Origin of the sequence: Streptomyces beigongshangae, assembly GCF_019710745.1 — a bacterium.
GTDB classification, from domain to species: Bacteria; Actinomycetota; Actinomycetes; order Streptomycetales; family Streptomycetaceae; genus Streptomyces; species Streptomyces beigongshangae.
Genome location: NZ_JAHKJW010000037.1, coordinates 52826 through 69266 on the forward strand (window position 1 = coordinate 52826; position 16441 = coordinate 69266).

Annotated in this window: 13 protein-coding genes; 8 read left to right on the forward strand and 5 right to left on the reverse strand. The window is 70.5% G+C overall.

Going from position 1 to position 16441, the window contains the following annotated elements; all coding sequences use genetic code 11:
* The first annotated feature begins 191 nt into the window (after positions 1-191).
* From KM933_RS26045 to KM933_RS26065, 5 genes are all read left to right on the forward strand, one after another.
* On the forward strand, positions 192-1550 hold the full coding sequence (locus KM933_RS26045; protein WP_221356262.1) for an extracellular solute-binding protein: 1359 nt from the start codon (positions 192-194) through the stop codon (positions 1548-1550).
* Positions 1547-2488: a carbohydrate ABC transporter permease gene (locus KM933_RS26050; RefSeq protein WP_221356263.1), complete on the forward strand. Its 942-nt coding sequence runs from the start codon at positions 1547-1549 to the stop codon at positions 2486-2488. Before KM933_RS26045 ends, KM933_RS26050 begins: the two co-directional genes overlap by 4 nt.
* On the forward strand, positions 2485-3396 hold the full coding sequence (locus tag KM933_RS26055; protein WP_260334170.1) for a carbohydrate ABC transporter permease: 912 nt from the start codon (positions 2485-2487) through the stop codon (positions 3394-3396). Before KM933_RS26050 ends, KM933_RS26055 begins: the two co-directional genes overlap by 4 nt.
* A gap of 115 nt (positions 3397-3511) precedes the next feature.
* Positions 3512-5032 carry an arabinosylfuranosidase ArfA gene (gene arfA / locus KM933_RS26060; protein ID WP_221356264.1) on the forward strand — a complete coding sequence of 507 codons (1521 nt, stop codon included), beginning with the start codon at positions 3512-3514 and terminating at the stop codon, positions 5030-5032.
* A gap of 482 nt (positions 5033-5514) precedes the next feature.
* On the forward strand, positions 5515-7053 hold the full coding sequence (locus KM933_RS26065; protein ID WP_221356265.1) for an NHL domain-containing protein: 1539 nt from the start codon (positions 5515-5517) through the stop codon (positions 7051-7053).
* Between the two features lie 54 nt (positions 7054-7107).
* Here the strand turns inward: KM933_RS26065 and KM933_RS26070 are convergent, their stop codons facing one another.
* Both KM933_RS26070 and KM933_RS26075 read right to left on the reverse strand, forming a co-directional pair.
* A complete protein-coding gene (locus KM933_RS26070; RefSeq protein WP_221356266.1) occupies positions 7108-7614 on the reverse strand; it encodes a hypothetical protein in 507 nt (168 codons plus the stop codon).
* A gap of 40 nt (positions 7615-7654) precedes the next feature.
* A complete protein-coding gene (locus KM933_RS26075; protein WP_221356267.1) occupies positions 7655-8755 on the reverse strand; it encodes a hypothetical protein in 1101 nt (366 codons plus the stop codon).
* 322 nt (positions 8756-9077) lie between these two features.
* Between KM933_RS26075 and KM933_RS26080 the strand changes: the two genes are divergently transcribed.
* Together KM933_RS26080 and KM933_RS26085 are read left to right on the forward strand one after the other, a co-directional pair.
* Entirely contained in the window at positions 9078-9815 is a 738-nt protein-coding gene (locus KM933_RS26080; protein ID WP_221356268.1) for a hypothetical protein, read from the forward strand.
* A gap of 67 nt (positions 9816-9882) precedes the next feature.
* A complete protein-coding gene (locus KM933_RS26085; RefSeq protein ID WP_221356269.1) occupies positions 9883-11721 on the forward strand; it encodes an FG-GAP-like repeat-containing protein in 1839 nt (612 codons plus the stop codon).
* 250 nt (positions 11722-11971) lie between these two features.
* Here the strand turns inward: KM933_RS26085 and KM933_RS26090 are convergent, their stop codons facing one another.
* On the reverse strand, positions 11972-12889 hold the full coding sequence (locus KM933_RS26090) for an RNA polymerase sigma-70 factor (protein ID WP_430727369.1): 918 nt from the start codon (positions 12887-12889) through the stop codon (positions 11972-11974).
* A 196-nt stretch (positions 12890-13085) separates the two neighbouring features.
* Here KM933_RS26090 and KM933_RS26095 point away from each other — a divergent pair, with 196 nt between their 5' ends.
* The gene (locus tag KM933_RS26095) at positions 13086-13565 is read left to right on the forward strand and encodes a carboxymuconolactone decarboxylase family protein (RefSeq protein WP_221356272.1); all 480 of its coding nucleotides are present in this window, start codon (positions 13086-13088) and stop codon (positions 13563-13565) included.
* 108 nt (positions 13566-13673) lie between these two features.
* Here KM933_RS26095 and KM933_RS26100 read toward each other — a convergent pair whose 3' ends face one another.
* Positions 13674-15224: a helix-turn-helix domain-containing protein gene (locus KM933_RS26100; protein ID WP_221356273.1), complete on the reverse strand. Its 1551-nt coding sequence runs from the start codon at positions 15222-15224 to the stop codon at positions 13674-13676.
* Between the two features lie 191 nt (positions 15225-15415).
* Positions 15416-16162 (reverse strand): intradiol ring-cleavage dioxygenase, encoded by a 747-nt coding sequence (locus KM933_RS26105; protein WP_221356275.1) that lies wholly within the window; start codon positions 16160-16162, stop codon positions 15416-15418.
* Positions 16163-16441 lie beyond the last annotated feature (279 nt).

Sequence of the window (16441 nt, forward strand, 5' to 3'; positions counted from 1 at the left end):
CAGCGGCCCCCGTCCGGCTCCGGACGGGGGCCGCTGTTTTTGTGCAAACCATTGACGAGAAAGCGCTTCCTCTCTACGGTCCGTTCGAAGTTACGAGCGCCAATCGAAATATCGAACATGGCCATCGTGAGCAGAACCATCGTGAACGGAACCGTCTCGAACAGAGACACCTCGAACAGATGGGGCAGGGTATGGAACGACCTGGCCTGGATCGCAGGCACTTCCTGGCGGGACTGAGCGGGCTGACGGTCGCGGGAAGCCTCGGATTCGCCGCGCTCGGCACCGGGGCGGACGCACTCGCCTCCGGCGCCGACACCCGCGTGCGCTACTGGAACCTCTTCAGCGGCGGCGACGGGTACAACATGATCGCGATGCTGGACGCCTTCCGGAGGGCGAACCCCGGCATCGACGTCAAGGACTCCACCCTCCAGTGGGGCAGCCCCTTCTACACCAAGCTCGCCATGGCGGCGGCGGGCAACCGCGCACCCGACCTCGGCGTCATGCACCTGGGCCGCGTCACCGGCTTCTCGCCCGGCCGGCTCCTGGACCCCTGGGACACCGGCCTGCTCGCGAAGTACGGCGTGCGGGAGGCGGACTTCAACCCCGAGCTGTGGAAGCGCGCCGTCGTCGGCGGGGAGCTCTACGCCCTCCCGCTCGACATCCACGTCCAGCTCTGCTTCTACCGCAAGGACGTGCTGGAGAAGGCCGGCCTCCTCGGCGCCGACGGCAGGATGGTGCCGGTCACCTCCGCCGACGAGTGGTTCGGGGTTCTCAAGGAGGCCAGGGGGGCCACGAAGAAGGGCTTGCAGACCCTCGGCATGTGGTCCAGCGACCAGAACTTCCAGTGGTGGTTCTTCGTCGCCTTCTACACCCAGCTCGGCGGCACCTGGTTCGACGACGACGCCGCCGAGGTCACCTTCGACACCGACAAGGCCACCCGGGTGCTGGAGTTCCTGCGCCGCCACCTCACCGAGGGGTACGTCGATCCGGGCTTCGCGGGCGGCGCGGGCGCCGAGCAGTTCGTCAACGGCGGCCCCTTCGTCTGGGAGGGCAACTGGTCGGTGCCCGTCTTCGACGGAGCGGAGATCGAGTACGGCGCGACCCCGCTGCCACCCGTCTTCGGGAAGCAGGCCACCCACGCCGAGTCGCACGCCTTCGTCCTGCCGCACCAGTCCGGCCGCGGCGGCGACACGAACGAGGGCGCGCACCGGCTCGCGGCCCACATCGTCCGGCACGCCCGGCAGTGGGCGGCCGGCGGCCACATCCCCGCGTACACGCCGACGCTCTCCACGGCCGCGTACAAGGAGCTGGAGCCGCAGAGCGAGTACGTCTCGGCGATGGACCACCAGGCCACCGAGCCGAAGGTGTGGTTCGCCGGGTCCACCGGCATCCTGGCCCAGCGCGTCGGCCCGATCGTCGTCTCCTCGACGCTGGGCTCCGCCAGGCCGGACGCCGCCGCCCGCAGCATGCGGAGCACGCTCGCCGGACTGCTCACCACGAAGAACCCCATGGACGGGCGGACCGCCGCGCAGAAAGGCGCCGCCGCATGACGACGACCAGTGCACGGACCGTCGTCGCCCCGGCGCGCACGAGAACGGCCGCGGCCGGCCGTGCCGTCCGACGCGGGCAGGGCTTCCAGCACGGCGCCTGGTTCGTCGCCCCGTTCCTCGTGCTGTTCGCGCTGTTCGTGATCTGGCCGCTGCTGCGCGGCGTCTACCTCAGCTTCACGGACGCCAACATCTCCGGCGACGCCACGAGCTTCGTCGGCCTCGACAACTACCGCGAGGCCCTGGACGACCCGCTGGTGTGGGAATCACTGGGCCACAGCGCGTACTTCACGCTCCTGGTGGTGCCCTGCATCACGGTCCTCGCCTTCCTCCTCGCGATGCTCGCCCACCACATCGAGCGCGGCAGGTGGCTGTGGCGGCTGTGCTTCTTCGCCCCGTTCCTGCTGCCGTCCACCGTCGCCGCCAACCTGTGGCAGTGGCTGTTCAACCCCGGCACCGGCATGGTCGAACACGTCCTCGGCATCGAGACGGCGTGGCTGACCGACAAGTCGTACGCCATGCTCGCCGTGGTCGTCTGCACCCTGTGGTGGACGGTCGGCTTCAGCTTCCTGCTCTACCTCGCCGCCCTCCAGGGCATCCCCGCGCACCTCTACGAGGCGGCCAAGCTGGACGGCGCGAACGCCTGGCACCGCATGGTCCGCATCACCCTGCCGATGCTGCGGCACATCACCGGCCTCGTCGTCGCCCTGCAGATCCTCGCCTCGCTCCAGGTCTTCGACCAGGCCGTGGTGATGATGGACTTCCTGCCGGGACCGGAGGGCTCCACGCGCACCTTCGTGCAGTACACCCTCGAAGAGGGCTTCACCAGCTACCGCGTCGGCTACGCCTCCGCGATCTCCGTCATCTTCTTCGTGATCATCGCGGCCGTCGCCCTCGCGCGGATGTGGCTGCTGCGCAACCGTGAGGAGGGCGGCCGATGAGCACCGCCGCACAGACACCCGCCGGCCCCCGCGGGACGGCCCGCAGGACAGCGGGCAGGGCAGCACGCGGGAGGGCCGCCCGCAGGCCCTGGACCCCCGGCCAGATCGTGCTCACCCTGCTCGGCGCCGCCGTCTCCACGGTGTTCCTGGCGCCGCTCGCCTGGGCCCTGTTCACCTCGCTCAAGTCGGAGACCGAGGCCGTCGAGGTGCCGACGCACTGGCTGCCGGACGAGTGGACGACCCAGGCGTGGCGGGCCGTCTTCGAGACCGGCAACATCACCAACTGGTTCGTCAACTCGCTGGTGGTCTCGGTGTGCGTGACGGCCGTGGTGCTGAGCGTGAGCGCGCTCGCCGGATACGGCTTCGCCCGCACGGAGTTCCGCGGCAAGGGCGTCCTGCTGGGCGTGGTCATGACCGGCCTGATGGTCTCGCCCGCGGTCCTCGGCGTCCCCCTCTTCACCACCGTCCAGCAGATGGGGATGGTCGACACCTACTGGGGCATGATCCTGCCGCAGTGCGCGCCCGCCGCGATGGTCTACATCCTCTACAAGTTCTTCCAGGGCATCCCGCGCGAACTGGAGGAGGCCGCCTTCATCGACGGCGCGGGCCGCTGGCGGGTCTTCTTCACCATCGTGCTCCCGCTCTCCCGCCCCTCCCTCGCGGCGGTCGGCATCTTCACCTTCATCGCGTCCTGGAACAACTTCCTGTGGCCGTACATGGTGACCAACAACCCCGACCTGATGACCATGCCGAACGGCATCGCGACCGTCATGAACTCCTACGGCATCCAGTGGGCCCAACTCATGGCCGGCGGCCTGATGGCGGGTCTCCCCCTGATCGTCGTCTTCGTCTTCTTCCAGCGCCAGATAGTGGCGGGAGTGGCCCACACGGGCCTGGCCGGCCAGTAGGCCCCTTCAAGGGGCGCCCTTCAAGGGGCGCGGGGAACTGCGCGAGCAACCCCCACACACCCGCACCCGCCGACGAACCCCGAGCCACCCCACCCGAAAGGCGAACAAGGCACCCATGCGCAACGACACGGCCCGCTTCACCCTCGACCCCGCCTTCACGATCGGAGAGGTGAACCCCCGCCTCTTCGGCTCGTTCGTGGAACACCTCGGCCGGTGCGTCTACACCGGCATATACGAGCCCGGCCACCCCACCGCCGACGAGGCGGGCCTGCGCCAGGACGTCCTCGGCCTGGTGCGGGAACTCGGCGTCACCACCGTCCGCTACCCCGGCGGCAACTTCGTCTCCGGCTACAGGTGGGAGGACTCGGTCGGCCCCGCCGAGGACCGCCCCCGCCGCCTGGACCTCGCCTGGCGTTCGACGGAGACGAACCGCTTCGGCCTCTCCGAGTACATCGCGTTCCTGCGGAAGCTCGGCCCGCGGGCGGAGCCCATGATGGCCGTCAACCTCGGCACCAGGGGCGTCGCCGAGGCCCTGGAACTCCAGGAGTACGCCAACCACCCCTCGGGCACCGCCCTGTCCGACCTCCGCGCCGCCCACGGCGACAAGGACCCCTTCGGCATCCGGCTGTGGTGCCTCGGCAACGAGATGGACGGACCCTGGCAGACCGGGCACAAGACCGCCGGGGAGTACGGCCGCCTCGCCGCCGAGACCGCCCGCGCGATGCGCCAGATCGACCCGGGCGTCGAACTCGTCGCCTGCGGCTCCTCCGGCCAGTCCATGGAGACCTTCGCCGAGTGGGAGGCGACGGTCCTGAAGGAGACGTACGACCTCGTCGACCACATCTCCCTGCACGCGTACTACGAGCCGCTCGACGGCGACGTCGACTCCTTCCTCGCCTCCGCCGTCGACATGGAGTCCTTCATCGAGAACGTGGTCGCCACCTGCGACCACGTCGGTGCGCGCCTGAAGTCGAAGAAGCGGATCAACCTCTCCTTCGACGAGTGGAACGTCTGGTACATGTCACGGTTCCAGGAGGAGGAGGCCGAACGTGACCCGCTGGACTGGCCGGAGGCCCCGCGCCTGCTGGAGGACAGCTACAGCGTCACCGACGCCGTCGTCTTCGGCTCGCTGATCGTCGCGCTGCTGCGGCACGCGGACCGGGTGGCCGTCGCATGCCTCGCCCAGCTCGTCAACGTCATCGCCCCGATCATGACCGAACCGGGCGGCCCGGCCTGGCGCCAGACGACCTTCTTCCCGTTCGCGCAGGCATCGCGGTACGGGCGGGGCCAGGTCCTCGACGTACGCGTGGACTCACCGACGTACGGGACGGCGAAGTACGGCGAGACGGACCTGCTGCACGCCACCGCCGTGCGCGGTGAGGACGGCTCCGTCACCGTCTTCGCCGTCAACCGCGACCGGACCGGCGCGCTGCCGCTGGAGGTGTCGCTCAGCGCCCTCGGCCTGACGACCGTCGTCGGACACAGCGTCCTGGCGGACGCCGACCCGGACGCCCGCAACACCCTGGAGGAACCGGAACGGGTCCTGCCGCACGAGGCGGCGGGAACCAGGCTCCAGGACGGCACGCTGACCGCCACCCTGGAGCCGCTGTCCTGGAACGTGATCCGCCTGGTCTGACCCGGCTGCGCTGCGGCACTCGCAGCTCGTACGGGTGGTGAGGGGCGCTGTGAAGGGGTGCGTTGAGGAACACGCGGGCTTCCGGCTGCAACTGACGCTCCGTCATGGGGCCGGAAGCCGGCCTGCCGAACGATTCCGGAGGGTAGTTGATCGTGTGCACGAGGTGATGACCCCGGTGGGGTGCTGGGGGTGAAACGGGAGGGGAGGGCATGAAGGAACCGTCGGACGGCTCCTTCGACGCCGGGGATGTCCTGGGGCCCGGTGACCCCCACGCCCTGCGGACGGCCGCGCGGCGCACCGGGCGGACACCCGGCGGCCTTCTTCCACGGCTCCGACCACGCCGTCCGGCACACCGCCCAGGTGTTCGGCCGGCGGGCGGCGGGTCACGCCGTATGACCGTGCGCCCGCATCACCTCTGTGACTTCCGGGGTCGACCAACGACCGCCTGTGGCAGGCGGCCGGTGAACGGTGAGGGAATGAAGATGAGCACTGCTCAAGCGGGAGTTGCAGGTGACGGCGACTCCGCCCGTCCGATCGGCACGTTCGCGGGGACCGGTACCGCGGGGGCGCCCAGAGGGGACAAGGAACCTGCTCGTTCGGCTCAGCTGACCGGCCCGTACGGCGTCGCGGTGGACCGCGACGGGACCCTTTACCTCTCCGAATACGGCGGTCACCGGATCCGGAAGGTCACGACGGACGGCCAGAGCAGCACGGTCGCGGGGACGGGGAGCGCAGGACGCGGGGCGGAGGGGGTCCCTGCCGTCTCGGCTCCGCTGCACACCCCGCGCGGGATCATCGTGGACAGCGCGGGGGACCTCTACATCGCCGATTCCGGCAACAACCGGATCCGGAAGATCACCAAGGCCGACGGGAAGATCCACACGGTCGCCGGCACAGGCGCCGCGACCTACGGGGGCGACGGCCTCGCCGCCACCGCCGCCCATCTGAACCACCCGATGGGGGTGGCGGTGGACAGCGCCGGTGACCTCTACATCGCCGACTACAACAACCACCGGATCCGGAAGATCACCAAGGCCGACGGGAAGATCAGCACAGTCGTCGGCACGAGCTCCGCCGGCCTGGCTCCTGACGGTACCCTCGCCACCGCCGCCCAACTGAGGAATCCCACCGCGGTGGCGGTGGACAGCGCCGGCGATCTCTACATCGCCGATCACGGCAACCACCGGGTCCGGAAGGTCACGAAGGCCGATCAGAAGATCAGCACGGTCGCCGGCACAGGCACCGCGACCTATGTCCGTGACGGCGTCCAGGCCGTCTCGGCCCCGCTGAGCTCGCCGATGGGGGTGGTGGTGGACAGCACCGACACCCTCTACATCGCCGACACCAACAACCACCGGGTCCGCGAGGTCGCAGCCGATGGGACGATCGGCACGGTCGCCGGCACGGGCACCGCGGGACCCGAAGGTGACGACGGCCCGGCCGTCAAAGCCCAGCTGAAGAGCCCGCACGGGCTCGCCGTGGACTGCGTCGACACCCTCTACATCGCCGACTACGCCAACAACCGGGTGCGGAAGGTCGCGTCGGTGAAGATGGCCGGGCTGCCCGATTCGGGCACGGTGGTCTTCTGGGCCAACGTCCGGAGCAGGCTGCGGATGGCGGTCGTGAGCGAGTCCACCAAGGACGGGGCCGAGGTCCACCAGTCGCTCGCCGTCCCCAGGGACCACCAGCGGTGGCGCCTGGTCCCGGCGGGCCGGGACGACGGCGACATCCTGTACCGGATCGAGAACGTACGCAGCGGCAAGGTCCTGGAGGTCGTCGGAGCGCAGGAGAGGTCCGGGGCGGTCGTGGCGCAGCGCACCTGCGAGGGTGCCGAGGCGCGCCACCAGCAGTGGCGCCTGGTCCCGGTGGGCTCGGGGACCGGCACCCCGCGGGTGTACGAGATCGCGAACCACAACAGCGGTCTGCTGCTGCGGGTCGACACCAACGCCCGTGCGGTGATCAAGCAGGACGGGTCGGAGGGGGACCACCGGGCGCGGCAGTGGCAGCTGCTGCCCGGGTGACGCACGAGGGGGGCAGGGGCGGTCCCGCCCCTGCCCCCCTCGTGAATCCCGGTGCTACTGGGATCTGGGCGGGTTCTCGGCGGTCGCCTTGGGCGCCTTCGGGGCTTCCGGCGCCTTGGGTGTTTCCGGAGTCCTGGGGGGCTTGGTGAAGTCGCTCTTCCTCGGCCTGCCCTCCAGGTCTGCGTCCTTTTGCAGGCCGCCGTCCTGCTTCACCGTCTTGCTGGACTCCTGCATGCCGGCGGACGCAGCCGTGGACACCGAGCCGGCATGGGGGTGCTGGGCCTGTGCGGTGGCCGATGCCTGGGTGGTCCGGATGAAGGAGCCGAGAAAGCCCAGGACGACCCGTGCTTCCGGGGCCTCCTCCCGCACGACTTTCGCCCGGGAGGAGGCCCCATGGATCGCGTTGGGGAGCAGACTCGTGCTCCTGTCGTCGTATGTGCCGTCCTCGGCGTCCTCGAAGACGTCGAGGTCCGCACTCGGCCGCACTCCGACGTCCTGGGTGTTCACGGAGAAGAGCCCTGCGCTGTTTTTCGCGAAGTCGAAGATGTTGTCGAACACCATGGTCATCACCCTTGGTCGTGGTGGCGGTGCCGCCACCCGGTCAGATGTCCTTGTACAGCGCCCGCTGGCTGTAGGTCAGGCTCTCGTTGTCGAACATCGTGTGGTGGACGTCCAGGGCGGACACGACCTCGGCCAGTCCCTTCATGCGGAAGCCGGCGCCGCCCGCCAGATCGATGTCGCCGATGTCGCGGGCGACCACCTGGTCCAGGCCGGGGAGGTTTCCGGGCTGCGGGGGAGAAAGGACCGCCACCGGCACGGCGTACTTCACTGCGAGAAAGCCGGAGAAGGTCACCGGAATCTCGTAGGTGTAGTGCTTGTGGCTGCGTCGCTGCGTGGCGATGGTCTCCACGCGGGAGTCCGGGGAGACGTCGCCGGAGATCTGCGATTTCGAGGTCCAGCTGGTGGTCAGGGAGCCGCCGACGGTGGCGGCGATACCGAGGGCCAGCTGCGCGTTGAGCGACGCGTTGCCGCCGGCACTGCCCTGGGTGGTGAACGCGACCGAGCTCGTCACCGAGTTCGACGCGGAGTTTCCCATGGAGTTCGTCGCGGCCGTTTCGGTGGCGTTGGCGTTGTCCACGCCGACGCTGTCCTTGCTGTTCTTGTTGGTCACCGTGTTGGCGTTCTTGTTCGCCGTGTCATTGCGCAGCTGTGTTCCGAGCTGGGTCTGGAGGTCCAGCTTGAGCTGGTTCTGCAGCTGCAACTGGAGCTGCGCGCCGACGCTGCCGCCGAAGGTGAGCTTGGCGTCCCCGTGGAGCGACCACGTCACCCCGTTCGACACGGTGAAATCCACCGAGTCGGTGAAGGTCATCTTGGTTGTGCGGCTGCGGTTGACGTAGACGCGCGAGGAGAACGTGTCGGGCGGGGGCTGGGCGATGTCGCACCGTTCCTCGATCAGCGGCTCCCCGAGGGTCATGTAGCCGAGCCAGCCCCGGTCGAACGCGGATCCGGGGAAATCACCGAAGCTCAGCTTGTTGATGGAGAACCCGACGGGCCTGTGCTGCACGCCGTTGTTGTCGGTGTGGACCAGGTTGGGGTGGTTCAGGATCGACTGCCAGGTCCGTTCGATGTCGAGTTCCCGCAGGTTTTTCTTCGTCAGCGGCTGACGCCTGACCCGTTCCAGGTTGTACGCGGTGGAAGGCATTTCCCATCCTCGGCTGATCCGGCGGAACCGCACTCGGTCAAATGGAAACAGTGATCTGCGCGCATTGTGGAAATTGAAGCTAGCAGGGCCCGAATTTCCGGGGAAGGCGTCTGTGTGCATCGCACTCATTCGAGTGAACAAGGTTCGTCGGCTGGTCTCAACTGAGAGAGTGCAAAGGTAAGTTGAGGCGCTGTCGACCACTCCGCCGGTGACATTCAAAAAATCTTCCCGCGGTCTCTTGTCGCTAATGCGGCGCGGTAGGTAATTGCGCTCGGTGCCCGGCGAATTGTTCTCCCCATCCAGAACAGGTGAGGTTTCCGCGATGTACACCCAAGAACGCACGGCGATGTCGAATCTGGTGGTCGGCGGCCCGGTGGCGGTCAACAGCTACGACAACGCGATCGTGGCCGCGCTGGTCGAGAACCGGCCGGTCATGCTCGTCCACGCCTTCAACGGCGGCTACCTGCGTCCGGCCGAGCTGAAGGAGGACAGCCACGACAAGGGGGTCAAGCTGGCCACCACGCTGGACCCGGCGACGAAGGAGGCGCAGGGGCACCTCTGGCACATCACCCCCGCCGGCTTCTTCGGGCAGCGACCGCTGTACTTCATCGAGAGCGCCGCGGGCCAGGTGCCGCCCAAGCCCTCCGGCGCACCCACCACCGCAGGTGCAGGTGCAGGCGACGCCGGGCGTGGTGACGACGGTGTGCCCAAGCCGCAGCGCCGGCGCGTCACCGTCCACCAGGACGCCCCCAGGAGCACGGCCGACGCCGTCCAGGTCGGCCTGCCCGACAAGGTCGGCGACAAGTGGCGGGGGAAGAACGGCGCGCCCGAGGACACCCAGCTCTGGGTGGTCACGGTGACGCCGTGGGGCGGGATCACGTTCGTGCCGATCACCCACCCCGACGCCATCCTCGGGTTCAAGGACCACGCGGTGGCGGCCGACAGCGAGGTGCGGCTCACCTACAACTGGGGCGGGGACTTCACCGGGACGGTCATCAACACGTTCTACCCGCGGCTGCCCAACGAGTGGAGCGTCCCCTACCACCACGTCTTCACGTGATCCGCCACCACCGCCGTACCGCACCCGTCCCGGGCCCACGCCCGCACAGCCTGGAAGAGGCAGCACGATGCCCGTGCCCACGCAAGAACTGAAGCTCCGGATCGTCAACGCCGCCACGGGGCAGCCCCTCGGCGCCAGGGCCGTGCCGGGTGCGGACGGGGCGCTCGTCGTCCGCGATTTCCCCGCGGGCGGCCCGGACCCGGAGCAGTGGCAGTTCACCCCCGTACAGGCCGCGCAAGGACAGGACGACCAGGCGTATGTGATCCGCGACGCGGTCTGCGGCAAGGTGCTCGACGACCCCGCCGCCGCGGACCGCGGTGTCCGCCGGTGGAACGCCGCAGCCGGCAAGAAGGACCAGCAGTGGCACCTCGTCCCCGTCGAGGGCGAAGCCGGCCTCTACTTCATCGAAGGCGCGACCGACGGCGCCGTTCTCGACCTCGACGACCCGGGCACGGACGACACCCGGGTCGTCCTGCGCGAGCACGACGACAGCGCGGAAACCCAGCGCTGGCGGTTCGTGACGGCCGAACCCGAGCGCACCGGCGACCCCGTGCTGCGCTGGTCGCCGCTGAGCCACTGGAACGGCCGCCGCTCCTGGCGGCTGACCCGCTCGGCCGCGCTGCGGCCGGTACCCGGGGCGGCACCCTCCTTCAGCGACATGCTGCTCGTCCTCGAACGGTTCGGCGGCGACCAGGACGCCGGCGGGTGGAAGAGCACCGGAGCCCCCCGTTCTCCCGGCGGGCAACCGGGCTGGTGGGGCGGGCTCGGTGACCGGTTCCTCGCCGACACCACGGGAACAGGCCGAGCGGACCTCGTCGGGCTCAAACCCGCGAAGGGGGTGGTGACGGCCTCAAGCCGTGGCGACGGCACCTTCGAGGAGGACGAGCGCGTCCTGTGTCCGCCCGGGAGCTCCCCGAGCCCCAAGGACCTGTGGACCCTCGCGGACACGACCGGCGACGGCAGGCCCGACGCCGTCGTGCTCTGCGCCGACGGCGTCCGGGTGTCCTTGCAGGCCGAGGACGGGACGTTCGCGTCCCCGGCCGGCGAGCCGGTCCTCAAGGCGTTCGGACACGGCCAGCAGGCCGGCGGGTGGCGTGCCGACAGGCACCCCCGCTTCCTCGCCGACACGACCGGTAGCGGCAGGCTCGACATCGCCGGTTTCCACGACGACGGCGTGCGGGTCTCGCTCCAGGACGAAGAAGGCAAGTTCGCCCCCCTCGCCGGCGAACCGGTCCTCCGGGCATTCGGCCACGACGAGAAGGCGGGTGGCTGGCGTGCCGACAGGCACCCCCGCTTCCTCGCCGACACGACCGGTGACGGCCGCGCCGACATCGTCGGCTGCCACGACGACGGCGTCTGGGTGTCGCTCCAGGACGAGGAGGGCGCATTCGCCGAACCCCTGTACATCCTCGACGACTTCGGCGTCGACCAGGGGTGGGGCACGGTCGAGGAACACCCCCGGTTCCTGGTCGCGACCACCGGTGGCGGAGCCGTGGACATCGTCGGGTTCGGCCCGCAGGGCGCAGTCGTCGCGCGCGGGCGCGGCGACGGCACGTTCGAACCCTCCCGGCTCGTCCTGAACGACTTCGGGCTCGCCCAGGGATGGACGAGGAAGAAGCACCTCCGGTCCCTCGCAGACGTCACCGGCGACGGCAACCCCGACATCGTCGGCTTCGGCGACGAAGGCGTCTGGGTCTCGCACAACCGCGGAGACGGCCGGTTCGAGCAGGCCCAGCTGGTCTGCCGCGGCTTCGGCCACAACGACGACGCCGGCGCCTGGCGGGTCGACCACCACCCCCGCTTCCTCGCCGACATCACCGGTGACGGGCGCGTCGACATCGTCGGCTTCGGCGGCCCGGGGGTGTACGTGGCCCGCGACCTCTTCCGCCGGTTCAGAACCCGATGACCCCTGGAGGACGCCTCCACCGCAGGCCCTGTCACTCGTGCGCGGACAGGCGCGGACGACAGGGCCACTCCTCCCCGCGGTACCGCCGGTGCCACTCGGTCATGAAGTTCGGGCTCCGGGAGCCGAACTTCATGGAGTCGTGCTGATCACGGGTGAATCATTTACCACCCACCGGTCGTCGGCCATGACCGCACGCCGGAGCGACTCGTGGCACCGCACCACATGCGGCAGCGTCCGTATGCGACCGGACTCAGCGGCGCAGAGGGGTCACCCGTTCCAGACGCGACAGTTTCTCGGGGTTGCGCACCGCGTAGAGCCCGGTGACGAGGCCGTCGTCGACGCGCATCGCCATGACGGTGTCGATCTCGCCGCCCAGCCGGACGATCAGCGCCGGATCGCCGTTGACCTGGATCGGGTGCAGCGACATCACGGCGGCGATCCCGCCCAGCACCTGGGCCACCCGGCCGGCCCCCACGACGGGCGCCGGCGCGGCCCGTACGACTCCGCCACCGTCGGTCAGCAGGACGACGTCCGGCGCGAGGACGTCGAGCAGACGCTGCAGGTCGCCCGTCTCGACCGCCCACCGGAACGCCTCGACGGTGCGGCGGGTCTCGGCGGCGGAAGCGACCCCGCGCGGCCGGCGCGCGGCGACGTGGGTCCGCGCCCGGCAGGCGATCTGGCGGACCGCGGCCGGGCTCTTGCCGACGGCCTCGGCGATCTGGTCGTACCCGAGGTCGAACACCTCGCGCAGCACGAACACCGCCCGCTCGGTCGGCCCGAGCGTTTCCAGCACCAGCAGCATCGCCATCGAGACGCTGTCGGCCAGCTCGACGTCCTCGGCCACGTCGGGCGCGGTCAGCAGCGGCTCGGGCAGCCAGGGCCCGACGTAGGACTCCTTGCGCCGGCCGAGCGTACGCAGCTGACTCAGCGCCTGCCGGGTGGTGATCCGGACCAGGTACGCACGCTGGTCCCGCACGATGCCGGGATCGACGTCCGCCCACCGCAACCAGGTCTCCTGCAGGACGTCCTCGGCGTCGGCGGCCGAGCCGAGCATCTCGTAGGCGACGGTGAACAGCAGGTTGCGGTGGGCGACGAACGCCCGGGTGACGCTGTCCGTACGGTCACGCCGAGCGGCCGGTCCGGATGTGTCCCTCGTCCGATGGTTCATGGTTCCGTCGTTCATCGCCGGCTCCTGCTCGTTCGTTTCCGACTGCACCGTGCACCAGACGCCGGGCCACACCGTTTTGTGACACCCGCGACCGGTGACGCACGCCACCTCACCGCGCCGTCACGAGGACCTGACCGTCGGCGTCCTGTGTTCGTCCAGAGCAGCAGCATGTGACACCACGAGTGAGGACGACGTCATGGAACCTCGTTTCAACCTGTTCGACAGCCCGACCGCCGCGAAGGTCGCCAAGCGGTTCCACACCACCTCGCTGGCCCTGGAGGGATCCACGCTGCCCAAGGCACTGCGGGAGCTGGTCGAGCTGCGGGTCGGTCAGATCAACGGCTGCGGGTTCTGCGTCGACGTCCACACCACGGAGGCCGCGGCCGCCGGTGAGTCCGCGCTCCGGCTCAACCTGGTCGCCGCCTGGCGGCACAGCACCGTGTTCACCGAGGCCGAGCGGGCCGCGCTGGCGCTCGCCGAGGAGGGCACCCGGCTCGGCGACCACGGCGTGTCCGACGGGACCTGGGCCGAGGTGCGCGGGCACTACGACGACGACCAGCTCGGTGCGCTGGTCTGCCTGGTCTCCCTGATCAACGCGGCCACCCGGATGAACGTGATCGTGCACAACCCGGGGGGCTCGTACGAACCCGGCATGTTCGCCGGTACGTCGGGCTGACCGGCGGGCGGAACGCGACCCGTCCCAAAATCGCCCGGTCCCAGCCGGGCGGGCCGCGGCGAATGACCTCCCCCGTGGGCCATTCGCCGCGTGCTCGCACTCCGTACGTTAGGAGGCGATGTCCGCCGGCGACCACCGTGCACGCCGACCAGATCCGGCCGCTGGTTGTGCACGCTGCGCAGCCGTCACGCGCAGGGCGTGCACGACGTCGTGGATGCCCGAACCGGTGGTCAGCAGATCGCGGTTGAGGAGGCGTTCGGCGGTGCGCAGACGGGCGCGGACCGTGTTGCGGCTCAGGCCCACGTGCGCGGCCGTTCGCCGGGCGTCGGTGTTGGCCTCGATCCATGCCTCCACGGTGCGGCGCAGATCACGGTGCCCGGCGTCGAGCAGAGGGCGCAGGAAAGGCTCCGCCCATGCCGTGGCGGAGGGGGCGCGGAGCAGGTCGCCGAGCGGTGGCGCGACCGGTCGGCCGGTGCCGGTCCGGCCGGGGTCGGTCCGGCCGGGGTCGGCGGACTCGGGGGAGAGCGCGGTGAGGGACAGGGCCAGGTCGAGCGTGGCGCGGGTGCGGACCTCGCCGAGGTCGATGCCCAGTGCCTCCTCCGCCCGGCGGCAGTGGGCCGTGACGGTGGTGCGGCTGAGGTGCAGCAGGCGGGCCACGCCGGACCGGGAGAACGTCACCGCCAGGCGGACGACGTCCACGGTGGGTTTGGGGACGGTCCGCAGCGGTTCCAGATGGGCGTGCGCCCAGGCGAGGGCCGCCCGGCGGGGCAGTACGTGGACCAGCGAGGGCTGTCCCCGGTAGGCGGCCAGCCGGCCGGGGGAGTTGCGGGCCACGGCGAGGGCGTGCACGGCCTCGCCGTAGGCCTCGGCCGTGGCGGCGAGCGGGTGGGGCCTGCTGACGCCCAGCGCGTACCCGGGGTTCTCCCGGACGAGCCGGCGCAGCACCTCGCCCTGGTGGAACCGGCCGCCGAGTCCGGGGTCCTCGGCGACGGGGCATATCAACTGCTCCCTGAACACCGGGCAGTTCACCATCAGCCCCGGGCCGTGGTAGCCCGACGGGTCCAGGTAGGTCCTGGTCAGCCGGTCGCGGTCGGCGGGCGGGCAGTGCAGGAGATGGACCCGTACGCGCTCCGCGTCCAGCAGCGGCGGGACGTCACCGGTGGTCATCCGCCGCGCCATGGTGACGTCCCCGGCCAGCAGCGCGGTCAGCACCGCGAACCGCAGCTGCGCCGCCTTCGCCTCGTACCCCTGTGTGCCGTCGTCGGCGTCCGACGCCCGGCTCAGCAGGTCGGCGACACCGCCCGCCTGCGAGGTCAGCGCGGCCGCCTCCCGCGACAGCGGCGACGCGCTGAGCGTCACCAGCACCGGACGCGGCTCGCGGCCCCCGAACGCCTCCAGGCGTGCCTCCAGCTCACCGATCCGGGTCGTGGCCGCGGCCAGCCGCCCGCTCGCCAGGCGCTCCACGTGCTCCGCCAGCGCGCCCACCGACCGCCGCGGGAAACCGGCCGTGGCCGCTTCGACCAGGCCCCCGCGCCCGATCCACGCGGCCTGCGCCCCGGTCCGCCGGCCGAGCAGCTCCAGCACCTCGGCCGGACCGCCCCGCCGCCGTACGAGCCGCAGCAGTTCGCCGACACCCTCCCCGTGCCCTGGCACCTCCACCGCCCACTCACCCCTCCCGCGACCGCGACCACCGTCCGACAGCGGCACCCTAGTGCGCGCCGTCCTGTCAGGGTGGTGGACGCGCGTGGCGTGCGCGTCCTGAGCCGTGGCCGCAGCCGCGGGGTTCGGCCGGGTCCTCACCGCGCGACCGGCCACCGCGGGCCCGCAGGCGGAACGCGCGGGTCAGGAGATCAGCTCGTCTCGATTCCCAGCGTCAGGGCGCCCGCGTAACCCGCGCTCGCCGAACCGCCCAGCGCCGTCAGGGTCAGCAGTCCCGAGGCCGCGCCCCCGTCGTCGTAGATGCCGTCCTGCGCGAGGGTCGTACGGGGCACCGTGTTGGCCGCGTACACGGGCACCGCCGCCACCCTCCTGGTGACGGTCTCGTCGAAGAAGAGCTGCCCGGTGTGCAGTTCCCGGCCGCCCTCGAAGGAGCCGTCCGGGGTCAGCGTGACGCCGGTGTGCACCTTGACGTGGATGTGGACGCAGCGGCCCCGGTACCAGCCGGGGTAGACGCTGGTGATCCGCGCGACGCCGTCGGAGCCGGTCAGGACACCGCCGCGCAGGAACGTGCCGTTGTCCGGCTCGTCGTGCCCGTTCCCGCCGACGAAACCGGAGTACTCGCCGAGCGCGTCGCAGTGCCAGAGCTCCACCAGCGCGTTGCCGAGCGGGGCACAGGTGTCGTCGTCGACGACGGTGAGCGTGAGCTTCAGCGGAATGCCGGTCTTGTCCTCGCCGATGTCGGCGCGGACCAGCTGTCCGTCCAGGTAGTAGGGGCCTTCGGTCAGCTCCTTCGTGAGGGTGCAGACGGCCGCGGCGGCTGCCGGGACCTGGTCGGCGGCGGTGGGGGGCTGCTGGGCCGTGGCTCCCACGGCCAGGGTCGCCGCGGTGGCGCCCGTGGCGATGAGCAGGGTTCGTCGTCCGATCGAATTGTCTGTCATGAACACGGCACCGTAGAGGCGGAAGCTGTCGAAGTGCTGTGCGTCGGGCAAAGTGACGGAGCGTCAAGTCTGTTGTGGGACAGCCGGGGCGCCGAAAAACTTTCGACGCCTCTCGGGGCGCGAGGTGCTGTGTGAACCGTTGACGCGCGGAAGGTTCGATTCTACGTTCCCGTCTACGTTCTCGTTCGAAGACATGACCAGTGTTCGTGATGTCGAACGTCCGCACGGGTGAGCCTTCGATCCCCAGGCGCCCCATCCCACCCCCATCCGTAGGAGGAA